General features: G+C 73.2%; 18 protein-coding genes. 7 read left to right on the top strand and 11 right to left on the bottom strand.

Annotated elements, in window-relative coordinates:
• Positions 1-19 precede the first annotated feature (19 nt).
• Positions 20-517 (top strand): SRPBCC family protein, encoded by a 498-nt coding sequence (locus EOT10_RS23430; RefSeq protein ID WP_127830254.1) that lies wholly within the window; start codon positions 20-22, stop codon positions 515-517.
• Here the strand turns inward: EOT10_RS23430 and cds1 are convergent.
• Entirely contained in the window at positions 514-1,653 is a 1,140-nt protein-coding gene (gene cds1, locus EOT10_RS23435; protein WP_127830255.1) for an L-cysteine desulfhydrase Cds1, read from the bottom strand. The genes EOT10_RS23430 and cds1 overlap by 4 nt on opposite strands.
• 283 nt (positions 1,654-1,936) lie before the next feature.
• Between cds1 and EOT10_RS23440 the strand changes: the two genes are divergently transcribed.
• Both EOT10_RS23440 and EOT10_RS23445 read left to right on the top strand, forming a co-directional pair.
• Positions 1,937-2,281 carry a hypothetical protein gene (locus EOT10_RS23440; RefSeq protein WP_127830256.1) on the top strand — a complete coding sequence of 115 codons (345 nt, stop codon included), beginning with the start codon at positions 1,937-1,939 and terminating at the stop codon, positions 2,279-2,281.
• 209 nt (positions 2,282-2,490) lie between these two features.
• On the top strand, positions 2,491-3,018 hold the full coding sequence (locus EOT10_RS23445) for an ATP-binding protein (RefSeq protein ID WP_127830257.1): 528 nt from the start codon (positions 2,491-2,493) through the stop codon (positions 3,016-3,018).
• A 26-nt stretch (positions 3,019-3,044) separates the two neighbouring features.
• Here the strand turns inward: EOT10_RS23445 and EOT10_RS23450 are convergent, their stop codons facing one another.
• The 7 genes from EOT10_RS23450 to EOT10_RS23480 all read right to left on the bottom strand — a co-directional run bounded on the left by EOT10_RS23450 (position 3,045) and on the right by EOT10_RS23480 (position 10,924).
• Positions 3,045-5,615, bottom strand: coding sequence for an ABC transporter permease (locus EOT10_RS23450; RefSeq protein ID WP_127830258.1), 2,571 nt, complete (start codon positions 5,613-5,615; stop codon positions 3,045-3,047).
• Positions 5,612-6,400, bottom strand: coding sequence for an ABC transporter ATP-binding protein (locus tag EOT10_RS23455; protein ID WP_127830259.1), 789 nt, complete (start codon positions 6,398-6,400; stop codon positions 5,612-5,614). The genes EOT10_RS23450 and EOT10_RS23455 overlap by 4 nt, the downstream gene beginning before the upstream one ends.
• Complete coding sequence (locus tag EOT10_RS23460) at positions 6,397-6,678, bottom strand: SHOCT domain-containing protein (RefSeq protein ID WP_127830260.1); 282 nt, start codon at positions 6,676-6,678, stop codon at positions 6,397-6,399. Before EOT10_RS23460 ends, EOT10_RS23455 begins: the two co-directional genes overlap by 4 nt.
• 153 nt (positions 6,679-6,831) lie before the next feature.
• A complete protein-coding gene (locus tag EOT10_RS23465; RefSeq protein ID WP_127830261.1) occupies positions 6,832-7,422 on the bottom strand; it encodes a DUF1097 domain-containing protein in 591 nt (196 codons plus the stop codon).
• 103 nt (positions 7,423-7,525) lie between these two features.
• Positions 7,526-8,776 (bottom strand): amidohydrolase family protein, encoded by a 1,251-nt coding sequence (locus EOT10_RS23470; protein ID WP_127830262.1) that lies wholly within the window; start codon positions 8,774-8,776, stop codon positions 7,526-7,528.
• A 31-nt stretch (positions 8,777-8,807) separates the two neighbouring features.
• Complete coding sequence (locus tag EOT10_RS23475; RefSeq protein ID WP_223281158.1) at positions 8,808-9,872, bottom strand: acetamidase/formamidase family protein; 1,065 nt, start codon at positions 9,870-9,872, stop codon at positions 8,808-8,810.
• On the bottom strand, positions 9,869-10,924 hold the full coding sequence (locus EOT10_RS23480; RefSeq protein ID WP_127830263.1) for a carbamate kinase: 1,056 nt from the start codon (positions 10,922-10,924) through the stop codon (positions 9,869-9,871). The genes EOT10_RS23475 and EOT10_RS23480 overlap by 4 nt, the downstream gene beginning before the upstream one ends.
• 171 nt (positions 10,925-11,095) lie before the next feature.
• Between EOT10_RS23480 and EOT10_RS23485 the strand changes: the two genes are divergently transcribed.
• The 4 genes from EOT10_RS23485 (at position 11,096) to EOT10_RS23500 (ending at position 16,662) form a co-directional block, all read left to right on the top strand.
• A complete protein-coding gene (locus EOT10_RS23485; RefSeq protein ID WP_127830264.1) occupies positions 11,096-12,721 on the top strand; it encodes a PucR family transcriptional regulator in 1,626 nt (541 codons plus the stop codon).
• A 112-nt stretch (positions 12,722-12,833) separates the two neighbouring features.
• Positions 12,834-14,384 (top strand): acyl-CoA synthetase FdrA, encoded by a 1,551-nt coding sequence (gene fdrA / locus EOT10_RS23490; RefSeq protein ID WP_127830265.1) that lies wholly within the window; start codon positions 12,834-12,836, stop codon positions 14,382-14,384.
• Positions 14,381-15,829: a YlbE family protein gene (locus EOT10_RS23495; protein WP_127830266.1), complete on the top strand. Its 1,449-nt coding sequence runs from the start codon at positions 14,381-14,383 to the stop codon at positions 15,827-15,829. The genes fdrA and EOT10_RS23495 overlap by 4 nt, the downstream gene beginning before the upstream one ends.
• Positions 15,826-16,662: an oxamate carbamoyltransferase subunit AllH family protein gene (locus EOT10_RS23500; RefSeq protein ID WP_189491974.1), complete on the top strand. Its 837-nt coding sequence runs from the start codon at positions 15,826-15,828 to the stop codon at positions 16,660-16,662. The genes EOT10_RS23495 and EOT10_RS23500 overlap by 4 nt, the downstream gene beginning before the upstream one ends.
• On the opposite strand, the gene EOT10_RS23505 is transcribed toward EOT10_RS23500, so the two are convergent.
• From EOT10_RS23505 to EOT10_RS23515, 3 genes are all read right to left on the bottom strand, one after another.
• Positions 16,628-17,122: a levansucrase gene (locus EOT10_RS23505; protein WP_127830267.1), complete on the bottom strand. Its 495-nt coding sequence runs from the start codon at positions 17,120-17,122 to the stop codon at positions 16,628-16,630. The two genes, EOT10_RS23500 and EOT10_RS23505, sit on opposite strands and share 35 nt — an antisense overlap.
• A 74-nt stretch (positions 17,123-17,196) precedes the next feature.
• Positions 17,197-18,459 carry an ROK family protein gene (locus EOT10_RS23510; protein WP_127830268.1) on the bottom strand — a complete coding sequence of 421 codons (1,263 nt, stop codon included), beginning with the start codon at positions 18,457-18,459 and terminating at the stop codon, positions 17,197-17,199.
• A gap of 69 nt (positions 18,460-18,528) precedes the next feature.
• Positions 18,529-19,236: an alpha-ketoglutarate-dependent dioxygenase AlkB family protein gene (locus tag EOT10_RS23515; RefSeq protein ID WP_127830269.1), complete on the bottom strand. Its 708-nt coding sequence runs from the start codon at positions 19,234-19,236 to the stop codon at positions 18,529-18,531.
• Between the last annotated feature and the right edge of the window lie 7 nt (positions 19,237-19,243).

Consider the following 19,243-nt stretch of genomic DNA (forward strand, 5'->3'; position numbering starts at 1 on the left):
GCTTGGGGGCGACACGTCCATGGCACGCCGACTGACGCCCGTGGGGCTCGAGTTCACCGAGTCCGCACCGCTGCGCCTGGTCTTCGCCCGTGAGGTGGCCGCCCCGCCGCGGGCGGTGTTCCGGGCACTCGCCGAGGACGTGGCGGGCTGGCCCGAGTGGTTCTCCGCGGTCACCGCCGTCCGTCCGACGGACGGCGGCGCGGGGCGCGAGGTGCGGCTCAGGGGCGGGGCCTGGATGCGCGAGACGATCCTCGCGGCCGATCCCGACGAGGTGTACGCGTACCGGGTGGACGAGACCAATGCGCCGGGGGTGCGGGCCCTGGTCGAGGAGTGGCGGCTGACGCCGTCGGGCACCGGCGGGACGCGGGTGCAGTGGACGTTCGCGGCCGACGGGGCCGCCGCGTTCCGGATGGGTCTGCGCCTCGGCCGCGCCGGGCTCGGCCGCGCGTTCCGCGACGCGGTGTCGGCGCTCGACCGCAGGATCGCGACGAACTCCCGCGATTCCAAGGCGAGTTAAGAGCTCGGCCAGACGCCCGTCGCGAGCAGCGTCTCGATGGCACGGGTGTACGGCGCGATGTCCAGGCCCTGGTCGGCCAGCCACTCGTCGGAGTAGTACTTGTCGAGATAGCGGTCCCCGGGGTCGCACAGCAGGGTGACGACGCTGCCGGTCCTGCCCTCGGCGACCATCTCGGCGACGATCTTCAGCGCGCTCCACAGGCCCGTGCCGGTCGAGCCGCCCGCCTTGCGGCCGATGGCTCCCTCCAGGGCGCGTACGGCGGCGACGCTCGCGGCGTCCGGCACCTTCATCATGCGGTCGATCGCGCCGGGCACGAAGCTCGGCTCCATACGGGGTCTGCCGATGCCCTCGATACGGGACCCGCAGTCGCACGTGACGTCGGGGTCGCCGGTCGTCCAGCCCTCGAAGAAACATGAGTTCTCCGGGTCGGCGACGCAGATGCGGGTGTCGTGCTGCATGTAGTGGACGTACCGGGCGATGGTCGCCGAGGTGCCTCCGGTGCCGGCGGTCGCGACGATCCAGGTGGGCTCGGGGTAGCGCTCGAGTTCCAGCTGCCGGTAGATCGACTCGGCGATGTTGTTGTTGCCGCGCCAGTCCGTGGCCCGCTCCGCGTACGTGAACTGGTCCATGTAGTGGCCGCCGGTCTCGACCGCGAGGGCCGCCGACTCGTCGTACATCGTGCGCGGGTCGTCGACGAAGTGGCACCGGCCGCCGTGGAATTCGATCAGGCGGATCTTCTCGGAGCTGGTGGTGCGGGGCATCACGGCGATGAAGGGCACCCCGATGAGCTTCGCGAAGTACGCCTCGGAGACGGCGGTCGAGCCGCTGGACGCCTCGATGACGGGGCGTCCGGGACGGATCCATCCGTTGCACAGGCCGTACAGGAACAGGGAGCGGGCCAGCCGGTGCTTGAGGCTGCCGGTGATGTGCGTCGACTCGTCCTTCAGGTACAGGTCGATGCCCCACTCCTCGGGGAGCGGGAAGCGCAGGAGGTGGGTGTCGGCCGACCGGTTGGCGTCGGCCTGGACCTTGCGCACGGCCTCTTTCAGCCAGCTCCGGTAGTCGGCGTCGGTGTGGTCCACGTCGAGCGTGTCCAGCGTGGACGACGTGGCTGACGTGTCCGACGTGATTGGCATGACTGACGGGACTGACGTGGCTGACGGGTGCTGCTGAGGGGTGCTCACCGCATGGCTCCTTCGCGTCGTTCGGCGCGCCGGTCCGACGCCGTCCGTATCCGGCCGTACGACCGGTCGGACGCCCCGATCATAAACACCTTCCGCACGCTTCTCACCTGCATAAACACACCTTTGGGCAACCCAAAGGAAGGCCTGTCCCCCGACGCGCTGGTGCCGGGGCCCGTGTGAGGGCAGACTGCATAGCGGAGCCGGTGAGCGCTCCCGGCGAGAGGGGTGGAACGACATGGCGGAGCCGGAGTTCACAGCGACGGGTGTGCGCATAGGTCGACTTCTGCGCTCGCTCACCCGGGCGGGCGAGGTCCGCATCGAGGGCGGCCGTCTCGAACTGCTCACGAGTTACGGCAGCGAAATCGACAGCGCGCCGCTCAAGGACGTGCGGGCCGGCAAGGCCTGGTTCGCGCCGGGCGACCGGGCGCTCGCCGATGTCGGCGGCAGGCGCTACCTGCTGAAACTCGGCGCCGACCGCGACGCGGCGGCCCCGGCCGCCCGCCTTTCCGGCGACGGCGGACCGTCCACGACCCGCCGTTTCCTGGAGGCGGTGCACAGGGCGCGCGGCCGGCGGACGTAGCCCGGCGCCTGCGCGGGGGCCCCGTCCGCGAGTTGCAGGCTCGCACCCCCTGGGTCAGTCTGGTCACACATCACTACTCAGGGTTTACCGGCGATAACGCTGCGAACCAGCCCGCCGGACACGCAGCAGGCGGGCCCCTGCTTCTCGCGGCCCCCTGCTGGATCGGTACTCCGCCTTCTTCCGGACCTTCAATTCGGGGAGTCGCAGCCGTGATCAGCCACCCAAGCAGGCATTGCACGGTGGAGCTCCAGGCCCTGCCGTCGCGGATCCGCCAGGTTCGCCGCATCATCTCGGCGCAGTTGCGCTACTGGCACCTGGATCCGCTGATAGACCAGGCGACACTCGGCGTGACCGAGCTGCTCACCAACGTCCACCGGCACGCCGGTCCCGACAAGATGTGCACCGTCGAGATCGAGCTGCTGCTCGACCGGCTCACAGTGTCGGTGCACGACCACGACCCGCATCTGCCACAGGTGTGCGAGGCCGACCCGGTCGCGACCTGCGGCCGGGGCCTCGCCCTGGTGGCCGCCGTCAGCGAGAGCTGGGGAGCGCGGCCGCAGGGCGAGCACGGAAAGGTCGTCTGGTTCACGCTCCCCGCGCCGTCCCCGACGACGGCTCAGGAGCCGGGGCCCGAGTACCGGGTCGAGGACGCCTTCCCCGAACTCACCGAGCCGGCTTCCCCGGTGGACCGCCGCACGGCCCGACATGCTCCCGCCCGGTCGGCCGTTGTCGGCTGACCGGGCGGTGACCAGCCCGGCTCACGTCACTCCGTGGCGATGGCCCGCAGCACGTCCAGGCGTGCGGCGCGCCGGGCCGGACGCAGGCCCGCCAGGGCTCCCGCGGCCAGGCCCACCAGGGCGACGACGACGAGCTGGAACGGGGGCAGGGCGAACGCGAACGCGCTGTCGCTCGTGCCGTCCGACGCCTCGACCAGGACCCAGCCGAGGAATGCGCCGAGCAGCAGACCGCCCGCGGTACCGAACGCGGCGACCAGGACGGACTCCCACCGGACCATGGCCCGCAGTTGGGCGCGGGACTGGCCGACTGCCCTCAACAGGCCCAGCTCACGCGTGCGTTCGTGGACGGCCAGGGTGAGCGTGTTGGCGATGCCGAGCAGGGCGATCAGCACGGCGAGGGCCAGCAGCGCGTAGACCAGGGTCAGCATCATGTCGATGCCGCTCGCGGACGACTTCGCGTACTCGTCGCGTGTCTGCACGTCCGGATTCCCGTACGCCGCGGCGATCTTGGAGACGGCGGCCTTGCCGTCGGCCGTGCTCACGCCGTCCTTGAACGTGACGGCGATCAGCGTGTCGGAGTCCTGGGCGCGGTGCGGGGCCCATGCCTCGCGCGTGATGACGTAGTCACCGGCGAGCTCGGACCGGCCGTACACCGCGCGGACGGTGAAGTTCTGGCGTCGGCCGTCGGTGAAGGCGAGGCGGGCGGTGCTGCCGGGTTCGAGGTGCTGTTTGCCGGCCTCCTTCTTGGTGATCGCGATGCCGGTCGTGCCGAGGTGATCGAGGGAGCCGCGCACGGTGCCGAGGTCGAAGGACCTGGCGAGCGCGGCCGGGTCGGTGACGGTGAGCGCGCGGCCCGCGCCGTCGACGTCCGCTACGCCCTTGCCCAGGCCGACGGCGGTCGCGACCTGCGGCTGCCGGGCGATGGCGGGGGCAAGGCCCGGGCTGAGGCCGCTGCCGCCCGCGCCGAACGAGGGCGAGGACACGGCGACATCACCGGCGAACGAGCGGGACACGGTCTGGTCCATGGTCGCCTTCAGCGAGGCGCCGAAGACGGTGAACAGGGAGACGACGGCGACGCCGATCATCAGCGCGCTCGCGGTGGCCGCCGTGCGCTTCGGGCTGCGCAGGGCGTTGCGCCGGGCGAGGGCGCCGGTGACGCCGCGCAGCTTGTCGAGGGGGCTGCCGAGGACGCGTACGGCGCGCGACGAGGCGACGGGGCCGAGCACCACGAACGCGGCGAGGATCAGCACGCTGCCGAGTCCCGCGAGCCAGACGGACGGTGTGGCGAGGACGCCGACGAGGATGACGGCGATCGCCGCGAGTCCCAGGGCCGTGCCGAGGACGGCGCGGCGGCGCGAGGCGCCGGACTGGTCGACGGCCGTCTCGCGCAGGGCAGCGAGGGGTGCGGTGCGTCCGGCGCGCAGCGCGGGCAGGAGCGCGGAGCCGAGGCAGACGAGGATGCCGACGGCGATCGGGAGCAGCATGGACAGGCCGCTGATCACGAGGGCGCCGTCGGGGAACGGGAAGCCGATGACGGGGAACAGTGCCTGGAGTCCGGCCGCGATGCCGATGCCGCCGGCGAGACCGGCGAGGGACGCGAGGACGGCGACTGCGCTCGCCTCGACGAGTGTGGCCGCGGTGACCTGGCGGCGGGAGGCGCCTAGGGCGCGCAGGAGCGCGTTCTCACGGGTGCGCTGGGCGACGACGATCGCGAACGTGTTGTGGATCGAGAACGTCGCCACGAGCAGGGCGATGCCGGAGAACACGAGCAGGAACGTGGTGAAGAGGGTGAGGAACTGGCCGGAGATCATGTCGGTGTTCTCCTGCGCGGACGCCTGGCCGGTGATGGCCTCGACTCCCTTGGGCAGTACGGGAGTCAGGGCGTCGACGAGTTCCCGCTGGCTGGTTCCTGGGCCGGCCCGCACCTGGATGGAGGCGGCCTCGCCGGGCTCGGGAGTGAGGTACTTCTCGGCGTCGGCCCGGGTCATGCCGGTGAACGTCACCTGCCCCATGCCGTCCTCGCCGCCGAACGTCGCGAGTCCGACGATCGTCACCTTGACGGGGTCGGGCGTGCGCAGGGTCGTGGTGTCGCCGATCTTGAGGCCGCCCTTGTCGGCGGCTCCCCGGTTGACGACCACCTCGCCGGTCTTCGACGGTACGTGTCCCTGCGCGAGGCGGTAGGGGTTGAGCCGGCGGTCGGTGATCCAGTTGCCCGCGAGCGTGGGCGGTCCCTGGCCGCCGATCGCCTTGCCGTCGCTGCCCACGAGTTGGCCCGCGCCCTGGATGTCGGGCACCGCGGCCGCGACACCCGGAGTGCTCGCCAGTTTCCCGGCGAGCGACGCGGGGACGGGCTGCCGGGTGCCCTGCCGCTGGCCGGGGGTCGTGATCACGTTGGTGCTGCGGACGACGGCGTCGGTGCCGCTCGACGCGTTGCCGAACAGGGTGTCGAAGCTGGCGCGCAGGGTGTCGCCCATCACGAGGGTGCCGGCGAGGAAGGCGACGCCGAGCAGGATGGCCAGGAAGGTGCCGGCGAAGCGCCGCTTGTGGGCGCGCAGCGACGCCAGGCTCAGGCGCGCGGAGGTACTGAGGGAACTCATGACGGCCCCTCACCCTCGCGTCGTGCGCCGCCGGACGCGTCGAATGCCTTCATGCGGTCGAGGACCTTGTCCGCGGTGGGGTCCGGCATCCGGTCGACCAGGCGGCCGTCGGCGAGGAAGACGACCTCGTCGGCGTGGGCGGCGGCCACCGGGTCGTGGGTGACCATCACGACCGTACGGTCCATCTGCCGCACGGCCCGCCCGAGCAGTCCGAGGACCTCCTCGCCGGAACGCGAGTCGAGGTTGCCGGTCGGCTCGTCGGCGAAGACGACGTCGGGGCGGCCCGCGAAGGCCCGGGCCACGGCGACGCGCTGCTGCTGCCCGCCGGACAGCTCGGACGGGCGGTGGTGCAGCCGGTCGCGCAGTCCGACGACGTCGACCAGGGCGTCGATCCACTCCCTGGACGCGTCGCCGTCCTTCGCGCCCGCGAGGTCCATCGGCAGCGTGATGTTCTCCGCGACCGTCAGCGTCGGCACCAGGTTGAAGCCCTGGAACACGAAGCCGATCCGGTCGCGGCGCAGCAGGGTCAGACGGCGGTCGTCGAGGGCGCTCAGGTCGGTGTCGCCGATGAAGGCGGAACCGGCGCTGAGCGTGTCGAGGCCCGCCGCACAGTGCATGAGCGTGGACTTGCCGGAGCCGGAGGGACCCATGATCGCGGTGAACCTGCCGGCCTCGAAGCCGACGCTCACGCCGTCCAGTGCGCGGACCGCGGTGTCGCCGCCGCCGTAGACCTTCACGGCGTCGACGACACGGGCCGCGGTCCGCGTGCGCGTGGCGGTGCTCACTCCGCACCGCCCTTGGTGCGGCCGAACTCCTCGTTCAGGACGGAGCTGCGGCGCCAGTACTCGTCCTCGTCGATCTCGCCCGCGGCGAAGCGACGGCCGAGGACGGCGAGGGGCGAGTTCTCGTCGGCGGCGGGCCGCCACGGGCCGCCCCGGCGGCGCCCGCGCCACCCGGTACGCCGCAGCAGCGTGACGACGCCGATGACGACGGCCGCCCAGATCAGCGGGAAGAACAGGATCCACGGGCCGGGCCCGCCGTCCCAGTTCGCCAGGGTCTGCATGAGAGTCATCTCCTCGGAACGTGTGTTCACGTCTTCTCGATGACTCGAGAATCGCTCCGAAGGGGGGTCGAAGTCGTCGTACAGCCAGCGGCACCGCGTGTACCACCAGGGGAGTACGGCGCTTGCCTTCCCCTACTCTCGGCGCAGCCTGCCCTACTCGGCCTGCGCGGTTCCGGCCTGTGTCGTGCGGCCGTCGTGGTGCACGGGGCCCGCGGAGGCCACGACCGACGTCGGCACCGGCGAGAGGACCGGGTACATGAGCCGGTTGGACAGGTACGCGAAGACCGGCCCGAGCGCGTTCATGGCGACCACGCAGACCCACGCCGCCCAGATGTTGCCCGGCTTGAAGCCGAAGCCGCCGAAGAGCGTGCCGAAGTAGCTGGCGAAGCCGAAGAACATGCCGGGGATCAGCGAGAACATCTTGATCCGGCCCGTGTACATCAGGGCGGTGTTGACGACCAGGATGATCAGGGCGAGGACCGCGTCCTGGGCGATCTGGCTGTCGCCGAAGGCCATGCCCACGTGCTGGTCGACGAAGACGATGATCAGGGCGAACGTGGAGCCCGCGGGCATCGTGCACCACAGCCTGCGTGCGTTCGCCCAGCTCGGCCCGCCGAGCGCGAAGACGGCCGCCCACGAGATGAAGATCGCCCAGGGCGGGAGATGGAGCGCGGTCCCTCCGATGAACGCCGTCAGGCCGGCGAGTACGGAGGCAACGATTTCGTGAGAGAGGCGTTCGCGCATGGGGATTCCTCTGCTGGATCTGCTGGATCTGCTGGAGTCGGGTGGCAGAGCGCGGGTGCCGTGCGGAGGCATGTGGGGGCGTGGGTGGGAGATCCGGTGGGGGTCAGTGGATGAGGAGTTCGCTGGTCCTGCTCGTGCGCGCCACCACCTTCCCCGCCTTGACGACCTGGGCGCGTTCGGGCCGGTCGAGGACGATGTCGTCGTAGATCTGCGTGTCGAGGACCACCAGGTCGGCGCGGGCGCCGGGCCGTACGCCGTAGTCGTCGGCGATGCCCACCACGCGGGCCGCGTCGTGCGTGACCATGCGCAGCACCCGGTGGAGGTCGGCGGGCCCGGACAGATGGCCGGTCTGGGCGAGGAGCAGCGCCGTGTCCAGCGGGTCGGCGCGCCCGAAGGGGGTGAAGGCGTTGCGGATGTTGTTGGAGGAGCAGGCGGCGAGCACGCCGTGGTCCCACAGTTCGCGTACCGGGGCGATCCCCCGACGGACCGCGTGGGTGTCGCGGCGGCCGCTGAGGTGCAGGTCGGTCGCGGGCAGCGGCACGACCGCGACGCCCGCGTCGGCGAGAGCCGCCATCGCCCGCGCCCGGTCCTCGGGCGCCCGGCCGCCGAGCGAGGTCATATGGCCGAGCGTCACCCGTCCGCCCAGGCCCCGTCGCGCCGTCTCACCGGCGATGAACTCGGCGAGCGCGTACCGGGGATCGGTGGCGTCGTCGGCGAAGTCGGCGTGCAGATCGGCCGGTACGCCGTGCCGCGCCGCGAGGTCGAGGACGAGCCGGACGTGACGGTGGCAGTCGTCGAGGGTGGCCTCGTTGTAAGTGCAGCCGCCGATCACGTCGGCGCCCGCCGCAAGCGCCTTGACCAGCAGCTTCTCGGTGCCGGGTGACCTCAGGACGCCTTCCTGGGGGAACGCCACGATCTGGAGGTCCACCACCTCGCGGTACTCCTCGCGCAGTTCGAGCAGCACCTCGACGCCGAGCAGCCCCGCGATCGGGTCGACGTCCGGGTGGGCGCGGATCACGGTCGTGCCGTTGAGGACCGCCGCTTCAAGGACGCGCCGCGCCCTCGCCCGTACGTCGTCGTACGTGAACGCGGCCTTCAGCTCGCCGGTCACGGCGATCGCCCCGGCGAGGGTCCCGTCCGGGTTGGGCCGGACGCTGTCCAGAAGGGCCTTGTCGAGATGGAGGTGCGGTTCGACGAAGCCGGGCAGGACGACCCGGCCCGCGCAGTCGATCACCTCGTCGGCGTCCAGGCCCGAGGCGTCCCCGACGGCCCGCACCCGGCCGCCGTCGATCACCACGTCGCTGACCGACGGGCTCTGCTCGACGCGTGCTTGACGCAGTATCAGTTGAGTCATGCGGGGCTCCCGTTCCGTGTCGGTCGGGCGGTCAGCCCGGGAAGTCCGCCTTGCGGATGAGGCAGTGGACGCCCTGGACCTCGTCGACGACCTGCGAGATCTCGAAGTCCGCGGCCGCGCTGAGGTAGGCGTACGCGGCGACGCTGTCCATGCCGAAGCGGTCCGTGAGGAAGCGGACGGCGGCCCGGACGGCAGCGCGCATCGCCTCGTTCAGGTCCTCGTGAAGGCCGACGGGGATCCAGTGCCGGTCGGTCTCCCCGAACGGGTACTGGAGCGTCTCGGACGCCGCGCGGGCCTTGTGGCCCTTGAGGAGGCTGAGCCGGAACGTGCCGCGCAGCGGCGCCTCCAGGGCTGTGAGGGCGACTTCGCCGTTGCCCTGCGCGTAGTGCGGATCGCCGGTGTAGAAGCCCGCCCCCTCCGTCTGCACGGGCAGGTACAGCGTGGAGCCCGTCGCGAGTTCCTTGATGTCGAGGTTGCCGCCGTGCCGGCCCGGCGGGACGGTGTGCTGCGGGTGGTCCGTGTCGGTGGCCACGCCCATGATCCCCATGAAGGGCCGCAGCGGGAACCGGACCGCCCGGCCCTCGCCGTACCGGATCACTCCGACGTCCCGGCCGCCCTCCCGCTCGACCTCGCAGAACGTGAACTCCGGTCCTGTGCGGGCGAACTGGTCGGGGAGCGCGCCGCGCCCGTGCCGGCTGGAGATGACGCCGTAGTCGGCGCGCAGGTGCAGGGACAGCACGTCGACCTTGAGGAGGTCGCCGGGTTCCGCGCCCCTGATGTGGACGGGGGCGGTGATGACGTGCGGGCCGTCCGCGTCCGGGTCGCGCGGCGGCGGGGACTTCGCGAGGAGGCGGGCGTCGGTGAGGACGTCGGTCGCGGCGATGCCGTACCCACCGAAGAAGGCCGCCGGGTCGCGGCCCTGGTCCTCCAGGATGCCCTCGTGCGAGACGGTGTCGAAGGTGACGGTGTCACCGGAGTCGATCGTGAGCGCCGGCGTGGTGCTGCGGCAGGGCAGCCGCCCCCAGCCGACGGATTCCGGAGTGGCCCGCACATAGTGCGTGCCGTCGATCGGTCCCTGTCCCGCTTCGAGTATCACTGCGGCCTCCCTGCCGTGACGGTGCCGTTGAGGGGTTCTGCGGTGGGTTCCGCGGTGGGTCGTACAGGCGTCGGGGCCGGGGCGTGCCCGAGCCAGGTGCCGCCCTGTCCGTCGAGGGCGGCGCCCAGTGCCTGTGGTGAGGTGATCAGCACCTGGCGGTCCGGGCCGCCGGCCAGGAAGTCCAGGGCGGCCCGGATCTTGGGGCCCATGCTGCCCGCCGGGAACTGGCCCTCCGCCAGCAGCCGTTCGGCCTCGGCGGGGTCGAGCCGGTCCAGGAAGCGCTGGGTGGGGCGGCCGTAGTCGACGGCGACGCGCTCCACACCGGTGGTGATGACCAGGAGATCCGCGTCGAGTTCCGCGGCGAGCAGAGCCGAGGTCAGGTCCTTGTCGACGACGGCCTCGACGCCCCGGCGGCCGTCGGGCCCGTCCGCCACCACCGGGATGCCGCCGCCACCGGCCGCGATCACGACGAGTCCGGCCGCGGACAGCGCCCGTACGGCCGCCGTCTCGAGGACCCGCAGCGGCCGGGGCGACGGGACCACGCGCCGCCAGCCCCGTCCGGAGTCCTCCGCCACCGTCCAGCCTTGCGTGCCGGCCAACTCCCGTGCCCTGGCCTCGGGGTAGAAGGCGCCGATGGGTTTCGTGGGGTGGGCGAACGCGGCGTCGTCCGCGTCGACCACGGTGTGGGTGATGAGGGCGGCGACCCGTTCCGGGTCCCGGCCGAGCGAGTGGAGCCGCCCGGCGATCGCGGTGGCCAGGATGTGTCCGAGGCCGCCCTGCGAGTCGGCGACGCACATGTCCAGGTCCAGGGCGGGCAGTTCGGGGTCCAGCTCCGCCGCGAGGTCCGCGCGGCGCTTGATGAAGCCGACCTGCGGGCCGTTGCCGTGCGTGACCACGACCCGCCACCCCGCGTCGGCGAGCGCCACGACGGGGGTGGCGAGACGCCGCGCGGCCTCGACCTGTTCGGAGACGGTGGCGGGACCGCCACCGCTCAGCAGCGCGTTGCCGCCGATGGCGACCACGGCTGTCCCGCACACGGTTCGGGGAGTCATGCCGGTCACCGTAGGCGTGGCCGGCCGAGGCGGTCATGGGCACCGGACGCCAGGATGAGCGGCCCGCCGTTGACACCCACTGACAAGTGACGCCCCCGACGACCTCAGGAAACATGGAAGTTACGCGCGGGGTATTACGGGTCACCCTCGGTTGTCGCATAGTGGCTGCGCATGACAGGTATCGGTATCGGTTCCGCCCCGACCGTCCCCTTCGACCTCTCTCCCGGCCTGACGGTGAGTGAGGCGCTGGCCCTGCCCTGCCTCAGCGGCGCGCGTCTCGTCGCCGGGGCGAGCGGCCGCGGCCGCCGTATCCGCGTCGTCAACATCATGGAAGTCCCCGACATCGTGCGCTGGATGCGCGGTGGCGAGCTGCTGCTGACCACCGCCTACGCCGTGCGCGACGACGCGGAGGCGCTGAGCGCCCTGATTCCCGTACTCGCCGAGCGTGGGCTCGCGGCCCTGGCCGTCAAAGTGGGGCCCTATCTGCCGGCGCTGCCGCCGGTGATGCTGGCCGTCGCCGACGAACTCGGCTTCCCGATCGTCGAGTTGCCGGGTGCCGTCATGTTCAACGACATCCTGTCCGAGGTCCTCGGCACCGTCCTGAACCGGCAGGCCCTGGAGCTGGAGCGCTCCCGGGCCATCCACGAACGGCTGACCGCGGTGGCCCTCGACGGGGGCTCCTACCAGGAACTGATGAACGTCCTCCTCGAACTGTCCGGCTGCGCGGCTGCCGTGCGCGACGAACACGGCTGGATCCTCGCCTCCGCGGGCTCCCCGCCCTCCGACCAACCACCCGCCGCCGAGCGCGCCATCGAGACGGGCACCGGCGCGAGCGGCTCCGTGGCGCTGTGGCGCGACGAGCGGGACCCCGCCCCGCCGGCTCCCGGTCCCGGCACCTCGGTGCCGGTGTCCGTTCCCGAGCTGGAGAACCACCAGCGGATGGCGCTCGAACACGCCACGACCGTCGCGGCCACCATCGCCGCCCAGGAGCGCGCCCTGGCCAGCCGTCAGCAGCGCTACCGCACCCTGCTCCTGATGGAGCTGGTGTCACGCCCGCCGCGCGACCGCGCCGAGACGGCACGCCGGGCCGCCGCCATGGGCTGGAACCTGCGGCTGCCCCGCGCGGTCGTGCTGGTCGAGGTCGCGTCCACCGGCGTCGGCGGCCCCGCCGACACCGAACTCGCCCTGGAGGAGCGGCTGCTGCCCCTCGTGCGGGCGGCCGCGGGGCCCGACGCGATCATCTGGGGGAGCCAGAGCGGACTCGTCCTCCTGATGGAGCCGGGGACGTCGCTGACAGGCCGATGTCAGACCCTCCACGCGGCGGTCACCGCCGCCCATCCCGACTGGGACGTGGCCGTCGCCGCCGGGACCGTGCGGGCGGACTTCACCGACTACCACCACAGTTACGAGGAGGCGTCGCAGACCCTGACCCTCGGCCGCGAACTGCACGGCCCCGACTTCGTGCGCGGGTACGCGGACCTGGGTGTGTACCGGCTCCTGGGGCAGCTGCCGGCGACCGAGCTCCAGACCCTGGTCGACGACGCCCTGGGTCCCCTGCTCGCGCACGACGCCGAGCACGAGGGCCACCTCGTCGAGACGCTCGGCGTCTACCTCCTGGAGGACCGCAACGGCGTGACGACCGCCTCCCGGCTGCACGTGCACTACAACACCCTGCGCTACCGGCTGCGGCAGATCGAGCGCCTCACCGGAGGCCTGGAGCGCCGGCCGAGCGCCCGCCTCCAGACCGAACTGGCCGTCCACGCCCACCGGCTGCTGTCCGCCCGCGACCGCCGCTGAGCCCGCGGGCGGCGGCATTGCGTCATTGTCACCCGTTGCCGGTAAATGCCCCGCGGGTTCTGGCACTTCGAGCCATGCCCAGCAGGGCGCACCGCTGCCTAGAGTCGTGACCATGGTGCTGCGAAACGCCGTGCACAAGGACCTGTACGCCGACTCCGTCGCCCTCATGAGGGTCGCCGCCCGCCTGGCCGAGCCGCCGGGCGTCGAAACGGTGAGCCTCGTCATGGGCACCCCAGCCAACCAGGACGTCCTCGCGCGCTCGGGGCTGCTGACCGACCCGGGCCGGACGGCCGGCCCCAACGACCTGCTCGTCGCCGTACGCGGCGCCCCCGACGCGGTGGACGCCGCGCTCGCCCAGGTGGTCGAGGCGCTGACCGCTACGGACGAGGGACCGGACGCCGGCGCGGCCGCCGGAGCGACGGCCGGGCCCGCGGTGCGCTCGCTCGTGGGCGCACCGGCCGACGCGAGTCTCGCGCTGATCTCCACCCCGGGCCCGTACGCGGCCGCCGAGGCTCTCAAGGCGCTGCGCCTCGGCATGCACGCGTTCGTCTTCAGCGACCATGTGCCGGTCGAGGACGAGGTGTCCCTGAAACGGGAGGCCGCACGGCGCGGGCTCCTCGTCATGGGGCCCGACTGCGGTACCGCCGTCATCAGCGGCATCCCCCTCGGCTTCGCCAACGAGGTGCGGGCCGGCTCCGTCGGCCTGGTCGGCGCCTCCGGTACGGGACTTCAGCAGGTGTCGAGCCTGCTGCACGCGAGGGGCGCGGGCGTCAGCCATCTGATCGGTACGGGCAGCCGTGACGTGAGCGCGGACGTGGGCGGGATGACCATGCGGGCGGGGCTCGACGCCCTGGCCGCGGACCCCGCCACGGAGGTGATCGTCCTGGTGTCCAAGCCGCCCGCCCCGCAGGTGGCCGAGCGGCTGCTGCGGCACGCCGGGACGCTGTCCAAGCCCGTCGTGGCCTGCTTCCTCGGCACGGAGGAATCCGCCGCCGCCCCGGCCGGCATCACGCTCGCGCCCACCCTGTCCGAGGCGGCACGGTGCGCCGCGTCCCTCGCCGTCGGCGGCCCCGTCCCCGACGAGGAGCTGCCCGAGGTCCCCACGCCGGCCGCACCGCGCCGACTGCTGAGGGCCCTGTACGCGGGCGGCACCTTCGCCCACGAGGCGGCCTTCCTGCTTGGCCCCGTACTCGGCGACATCGCGCGCACCGCTCCCCCGCCCATTCCGGGCGCCGTCCCGTCGCTGCCGGACGGTCATCTCGTACTCGATCTCGGCGACGACGAGTTCACCGCGGGGCGGCCGCACCCGATGATCGATCCCACAGTGCGCACCGCGTATCTGCGGGCCGCGCTCGCCGATCCGTCGTGCGCGGCGGTCGTCCTCGACGTGGTCATCGGACACGGCGCCGCGCGGGACCCGGCGGGGGCGCTCGCCCGCGCGCTGGCCGAGGCGCCCGCCGACGCGCCGCCCGTGATCGCGTTCGTCGTGGGCACCGACGCCGACCCACAGGGTCTCACCGCGCAACAGCGGATTCTGCGCGACGCGGGCGCGTACGTCGTCGACAGCAGCACGACCGCCGCGCGGGTGTGCGCCGGGCTGCTCGCCGGGGGCGACGAGCTGGTGCTCACCCCTGCCGCCTCCCGGATCGGAGACACCGCATGACCGCACAGGCCGTCCCCGTACAGGCCGTTCCGGCGCAGGGCCTGCTGACCTCCGTGCCGCACGTCGTGAACGTCGGTGTCGAGGGGTTCGCCGGGCCGCCGCGGGCCGCCGGCGCGACCGTGACCGCCGTCGACTGGCGGCCGCCCGCGGCCGGCGATCCGGAACTCGGCGCGCGGCTCGCCCGCCTTGTGGCGCACCCGGCCGTCGAGGCCGCCAACGCCACGGCCCTGAGCCGGATCCTCGGCGTCGTGCCGATGTGGACGGACGTCCGCCCCGCCGGCGAACTCGTCCCCGAACTCGCCGAGCAGAAGCTCCTGTTGCACGCCGGACCGCCGATCGCCTGGGAGCACATGTGCGGTCCGATGCGGGCCGCCGTCGTCGGCGCCGCCCTGCTTGAGGGCTGGGCGGCGACGCCGCCGGAAGCGGAAGCGCTCGCCGACAGCGGCGCGATCCGCTTCGCCCCGTGCCATCACCACGACGCGGTCGGCCCGATGGCGGGCATCGTCTCGGCGTCCATGCCCCTGCTCGTCGTGGAGGACGAGGCCACGGGCCTGCGGGCCTACTCCAACCTCAACGAGGGGCAGGGCCGCTGTCTGCGCTACGGCGCGCTCGGCGACGACGTCATGGAGCGGCTGCGCTGGATGGGTGAGCGTCTCGGTCCGGCCCTGCGGGCGGCGCTCGGCTCGCTCGCCGAGCCCGTCAACCTGCGGTCGGTCACCGCGCAGGCCCTGCAGATGGGCGACGAGTGCCACAGCCGCAACACCGCGGCGAGCGCCCTGCTGACCCGCGAACTGTCGGCGGCACTCGCCCGGCACGCGGACCTCGGCGGGATCGAGGCGCTCGACTTCCTGCGCGACAACAACTACTGGTTCCTCAACTTCTCCATGGCGGCGAGCAAGTTGGCGCTGATGGCCGGCCACGGCGTGCCGCACTCGACGGTCGTCACGACGTTCGCCCGCAACGGTGTCGAGGTCGGCATCCGCGTCAGCGGCCTCGGCGACGCCTGGTTCACGGCGCCCGCCGCCCCCGTGGACGGCCTCTACTTCGCCGGTTACGGGCCTGCCGACGCCAATCCCGACATCGGGGACAGCGCGATCACGGAGATGCACGGCCTGGGCGGTTTCGCGCTGGCCGCCGCCCCCGCGATCGTCGGTTTCGTGGGCGGCACACCCGAAGGAGCCCGCCGCGTCAGCCAGGACATGGCGACGCTCACCGTCGGCAGGCACCGCGACTACCGCCTCCCCGGCCTCGACTTCGTCGGGAGTCCCGTCGGCCTGGACATCCGCAAGGTCGTCGACACGGGCCTCGAACCGGTCGTCACCACGGGCATCGCCCACCGCGAGCCGGGCATCGGACAGATCGGCGCGGGCCTCACCCACGCGCCGATGCGCTGCTTCACGGACGCGCTGCGCGCCTTCGAGGAGCCTCCGGAGACGGCGGTGTGACGTGCTACGCCGGAGTGGTCAGCGCGGCGGTCGCCCCGCTCCTGCACGGCCCGCACCGGTCGGCCCGCGTCGTCGCCGTCACCCGTTACGCGGTCCATCTCGCCACCGGGGAACGGGAGTTGCCCGCGCTCGCCGTGGTGACCCGGGACGCGATCCGGCTGCCGAACGCGTTCGTCCTGCCCTTCTCCTCGGTGGAGCGGCCGCTGGACACGCTCCGGGGGCAGCCGGCCGGTCTCGGGGCGGGCGGGATCGCCATCGGCGCCGTGCGCTTCGAGCCGGGGGCGTCCTGGACACCGCCCCGTGTCCAGGACGTCCCCTCCCGGCCCGACCCCGCGCGCGTCCGGCAGGCGGCGGCGTTGCTCGACATACGGGCTCACCCCCTGCCGCCGCCGCTGGTGGCCCGCCTCGCCGGCCTGCGCCACGCCCTGCACACCGATGACGCGAGCGAAGTCCGGCGGGCCGCCCGCGCGCTCGTCGGCCTCGGCCCCGGGCTCACGCCGTCCGGTGACGACATCCTGTGCGGCGCGCTGCTGGCGAGCCGGGCCTGGGGTGGCCCCCTCGGCGCGCTCTCGGACGCCGTGGCGGATGCCGCCCGGCGCACCCCGCTGCTCTCGGCGGCGCTGCTGCGGCACGCGGTGCGGGGCGAATGCGTGGCGCAGGCGCGGGAGTTCCTGCGCGCGCTCGGCGGGGACGGTCCGCTGGATGCCGCGTTGGACGACCTGCTGGCGGTGGGGCACCACTCGGGGGGCGACCTGGCGCGTGGGGTGCTCGCGGTGGGCCAGGACAGGGCGCCCGGGACTACCCGTGGAAGTAGCGGTCGCCCTTGTCGATGAGGTGGTTGGCGTAGACCCGGCCGATGGCCGGCTTGCCGCGGTAGAGGCCTACGTAGCGCTGGGCGCTGTCCACGACGACGGGGCGGGCGAAGCAGGCGAAGCGGTTGCGCTGCTGCTGCTCGGCCCAGGCCACGGCGGCCGGGTCGACGCGCTCGCTGACCAGGACGGGGAAGGCCGCGACGCCGGTCTGGGCTCCGACCGGGAGGCCGCCCTTGTTGTTCTTCGCGTAGGTGAGGACCTGCGAGGTGAACGTGTCGACGCTCTGCACGGTGGTCTCAGGGACGGCGGCGGCGACGGTGAACAGGTGCAGGTTGGTGGCCATCCAGCGCATCCGGAAGTCGGCCCGCCGCCCGACGAGCACGGGCACGCCGAACCAGTCGTCCCAGCGCGTCGCGCAGCCGTCCGCAACGAGGCGGCTCTCGAGGGAGGTCAGATAGGCGCGGGCCGATTCACCGGTCATGGCGGTGATGGTGCACGGTCGGCCCGCCCGGCGGACCAGGGGGTGTCCCTGTCCGTGGCGGTCCGCGTGCGTCCTCAGGCCGGAGCCAGGCCCGAGAGCGGGTCGTCGAGGACCGGCTGCCACGCCAACTCGGCCGCGCCGACGAGGCTGTTGTGGTCGAGCGTGCACGCCAGGATGGGGACACCGCCGCTGCGGCCCCACAGGCTCCGGTCCGCGACGACGGCCCGCAGCCGGTTCGGATCGGCGTCGAGGAGCGCCCGGTGCAGGCCGCCGAGGATGATGCGGTCGGGGTTCAGGATGTTCACCAGGCCCGCGAGGCCGAGGCCGAGGCGGTCGATCAAAGCCTCGGTGGCCATCCGCACCTTCGGGTCGTCGAGGCTGCCGGCGATCAGCTCCCGGGCCTGATGGAGCAGGGAGCCGTCGGGTCCCGGTTCGCGGCCGGCCGCGTCGAGCAGCGCCAGCGGGTCGGTCTCCACGTCGAGGCAGCCGCGGCTGCCGCAGTAGCAGGGCCGGCCCTCGGGGTTCACGGTGAGGTGCCCGACCTCCAGGGCGAGGCCCGAACTGCCCGTGTGCAGACGGCCGTCGAGGACGAGGGCGCCGCCGACGCCGCGGTGGCCGGTGGCGACGCACAGCAGGTCGCGCGCGCCGCGCCCCGCGCCGTGCCGGTGCTCGGCGAGGGCGGCGAGGTTGACGTCGTTCGCGGCGAACGCGGGCCGGTCGATGCCCGCTTCGCGGACGCGCTCGGCGAAGATCTCGCGGACGGGGGCGCCCGCGGGCCAGGCGAGGTGCAGGGGGTTGAGGGCCGTGCCCTCGGGTTCGGCCACCGCGGACGGCACGGCGAGGCCTGCGCCGACGCAGTGGCGCCCGGTCTCGCGCAGCAGCCGGGCACCGGCGTCCACGACGGATCCGAGGACGCGCGCCGGGTCCGGGTCGATGATCTCGCAGCCGGGCGTGGTCGCGACGATCCGGCCGCCGAGGCCGACGAGGGCCGCGCGGTAGCCGTCCGAGTGGACCTGGGCGGCGAGGGCGACGGGCCCGTCCTCGGCCAGGGAGAGCCGGTGCGAGGGCCGCCCTTGCGAGCCGGCGGCGGCGCTGGGCTTGGCGTCGATCCTGATGAGGCCGAGTGCTTCGAGCTCGGCGGCGACGGCGCCCGCCGTGGCGCGGGTCACGCCCAGTTCGGCGGTGAGGACGGCGCGGGTCGGCGCGCGGCCGGTGTGCACGAGTTCGAGGGCGGGGCCGAGCGCGCCACGTCCCCGTTCGAGACGGGGTGAACGCGCGGAACCCTCCGCCTCGCCCGCCGTCTGTCCCCCGGCCCCGGAGGCCGCCTTGCCACGCATCAGCAACTCCTCGCCCTGATCACCGTGTCGCATCGTATCCGGTGAACGGTGTGGTCCCGGCGGGTGAACTCACCTCCCGGGTGACGCAGGCCCGGTGAGCCCGGTGACGCGCATCGTGAGGTTGAGGCGGCCCGTGGCGAGCCCGGTAGCGGGGTCGCCGGTGCCGGGATACACCTTCGGCACGCCGTGGAAGGCGAGCCGTGACGGCCCTCCGAACACGAGCAGGTCCCCGGAGACCAGCTCCACGTCCTCGTAGGGTCTGCCGCGGTTCTCCGTGTTCCCGAGCCGGAAGACGCAGGTGTCGCCGACGCTGAGGGAGACGACGGGGGCGCGGGACCGCTCGTCCTTGTCCTGGTGCAGGCCCATGGTGGCGGCGCCGTCGTAGAAGTTGACGAGGGCGGTGTCGGGGTCGTAGCCGTCGCCGGCCGCCTCGTCCTCGTACGCGTCGGTGAGTGCGCGCCTGCCCAACTCCCGCAGCCAGTCGGGGAAGGGGGCCACCCGGGCGCCGTTCACGTCGGTCGCCGTGCGGGTGTAGCGGTAGGGCTGCCAGTGCCATCCGACGCACACGGTCTGTACGGACATGACACCGCCGCCCGGCAGTCGCGTGTGGCGCATGGGCACCGGCCCCGCGGCCCAGCCGCGGCAGGCGTCGACGAGGGCGCGCTGAGCGGCGGCGTCGAGCCAGCCGGGCACGTGCACCGCGCCAGGGGTGATCTCCCTGCGCTCCCGGGTCAGCGGGAAGAGCGGGGGCGCGTGCGGTTCGGGCCGGCTTGCCATGACGCCA

This window comes from Streptomyces antnestii, from assembly GCF_004005495.1.
Classification (GTDB): domain Bacteria; phylum Actinomycetota; class Actinomycetes; order Streptomycetales; family Streptomycetaceae; genus Streptomyces; species Streptomyces antnestii.

Coding starts and splice junctions, on each gene's coding strand:
- EOT10_RS23430 (WP_127830254.1), top strand. CDS start 20: ATGGCACGCCGACTGACGCCCGTGGGGCTCGAGTTCACCGAGTCCGCA.
- cds1 (WP_127830255.1), bottom strand. CDS start 1,653: ATGCCAATCACGTCGGACACGTCAGCCACGTCGTCCACGCTGGACACG.
- EOT10_RS23440 (WP_127830256.1), top strand. CDS start 1,937: ATGGCGGAGCCGGAGTTCACAGCGACGGGTGTGCGCATAGGTCGACTT.
- EOT10_RS23450 (WP_127830258.1), bottom strand. CDS start 5,615: ATGAGTTCCCTCAGTACCTCCGCGCGCCTGAGCCTGGCGTCGCTGCGC.
- EOT10_RS23460 (WP_127830260.1), bottom strand. CDS start 6,678: ATGCAGACCCTGGCGAACTGGGACGGCGGGCCCGGCCCGTGGATCCTG.
- EOT10_RS23465 (WP_127830261.1), bottom strand. CDS start 7,422: ATGCGCGAACGCCTCTCTCACGAAATCGTTGCCTCCGTACTCGCCGGC.
- EOT10_RS23470 (WP_127830262.1), bottom strand. CDS start 8,776: ATGACTCAACTGATACTGCGTCAAGCACGCGTCGAGCAGAGCCCGTCG.
- EOT10_RS23480 (WP_127830263.1), bottom strand. CDS start 10,924: ATGACTCCCCGAACCGTGTGCGGGACAGCCGTGGTCGCCATCGGCGGC.
- EOT10_RS23485 (WP_127830264.1), top strand. CDS start 11,096: ATGACAGGTATCGGTATCGGTTCCGCCCCGACCGTCCCCTTCGACCTC.
- fdrA (WP_127830265.1), top strand. CDS start 12,834: ATGGTGCTGCGAAACGCCGTGCACAAGGACCTGTACGCCGACTCCGTC.
- EOT10_RS23495 (WP_127830266.1), top strand. CDS start 14,381: ATGACCGCACAGGCCGTCCCCGTACAGGCCGTTCCGGCGCAGGGCCTG.
- EOT10_RS23505 (WP_127830267.1), bottom strand. CDS start 17,122: ATGACCGGTGAATCGGCCCGCGCCTATCTGACCTCCCTCGAGAGCCGC.
- EOT10_RS23510 (WP_127830268.1), bottom strand. CDS start 18,459: ATGCGTGGCAAGGCGGCCTCCGGGGCCGGGGGACAGACGGCGGGCGAG.
- EOT10_RS23515 (WP_127830269.1), bottom strand. CDS start 19,236: ATGGCAAGCCGGCCCGAACCGCACGCGCCCCCGCTCTTCCCGCTGACC.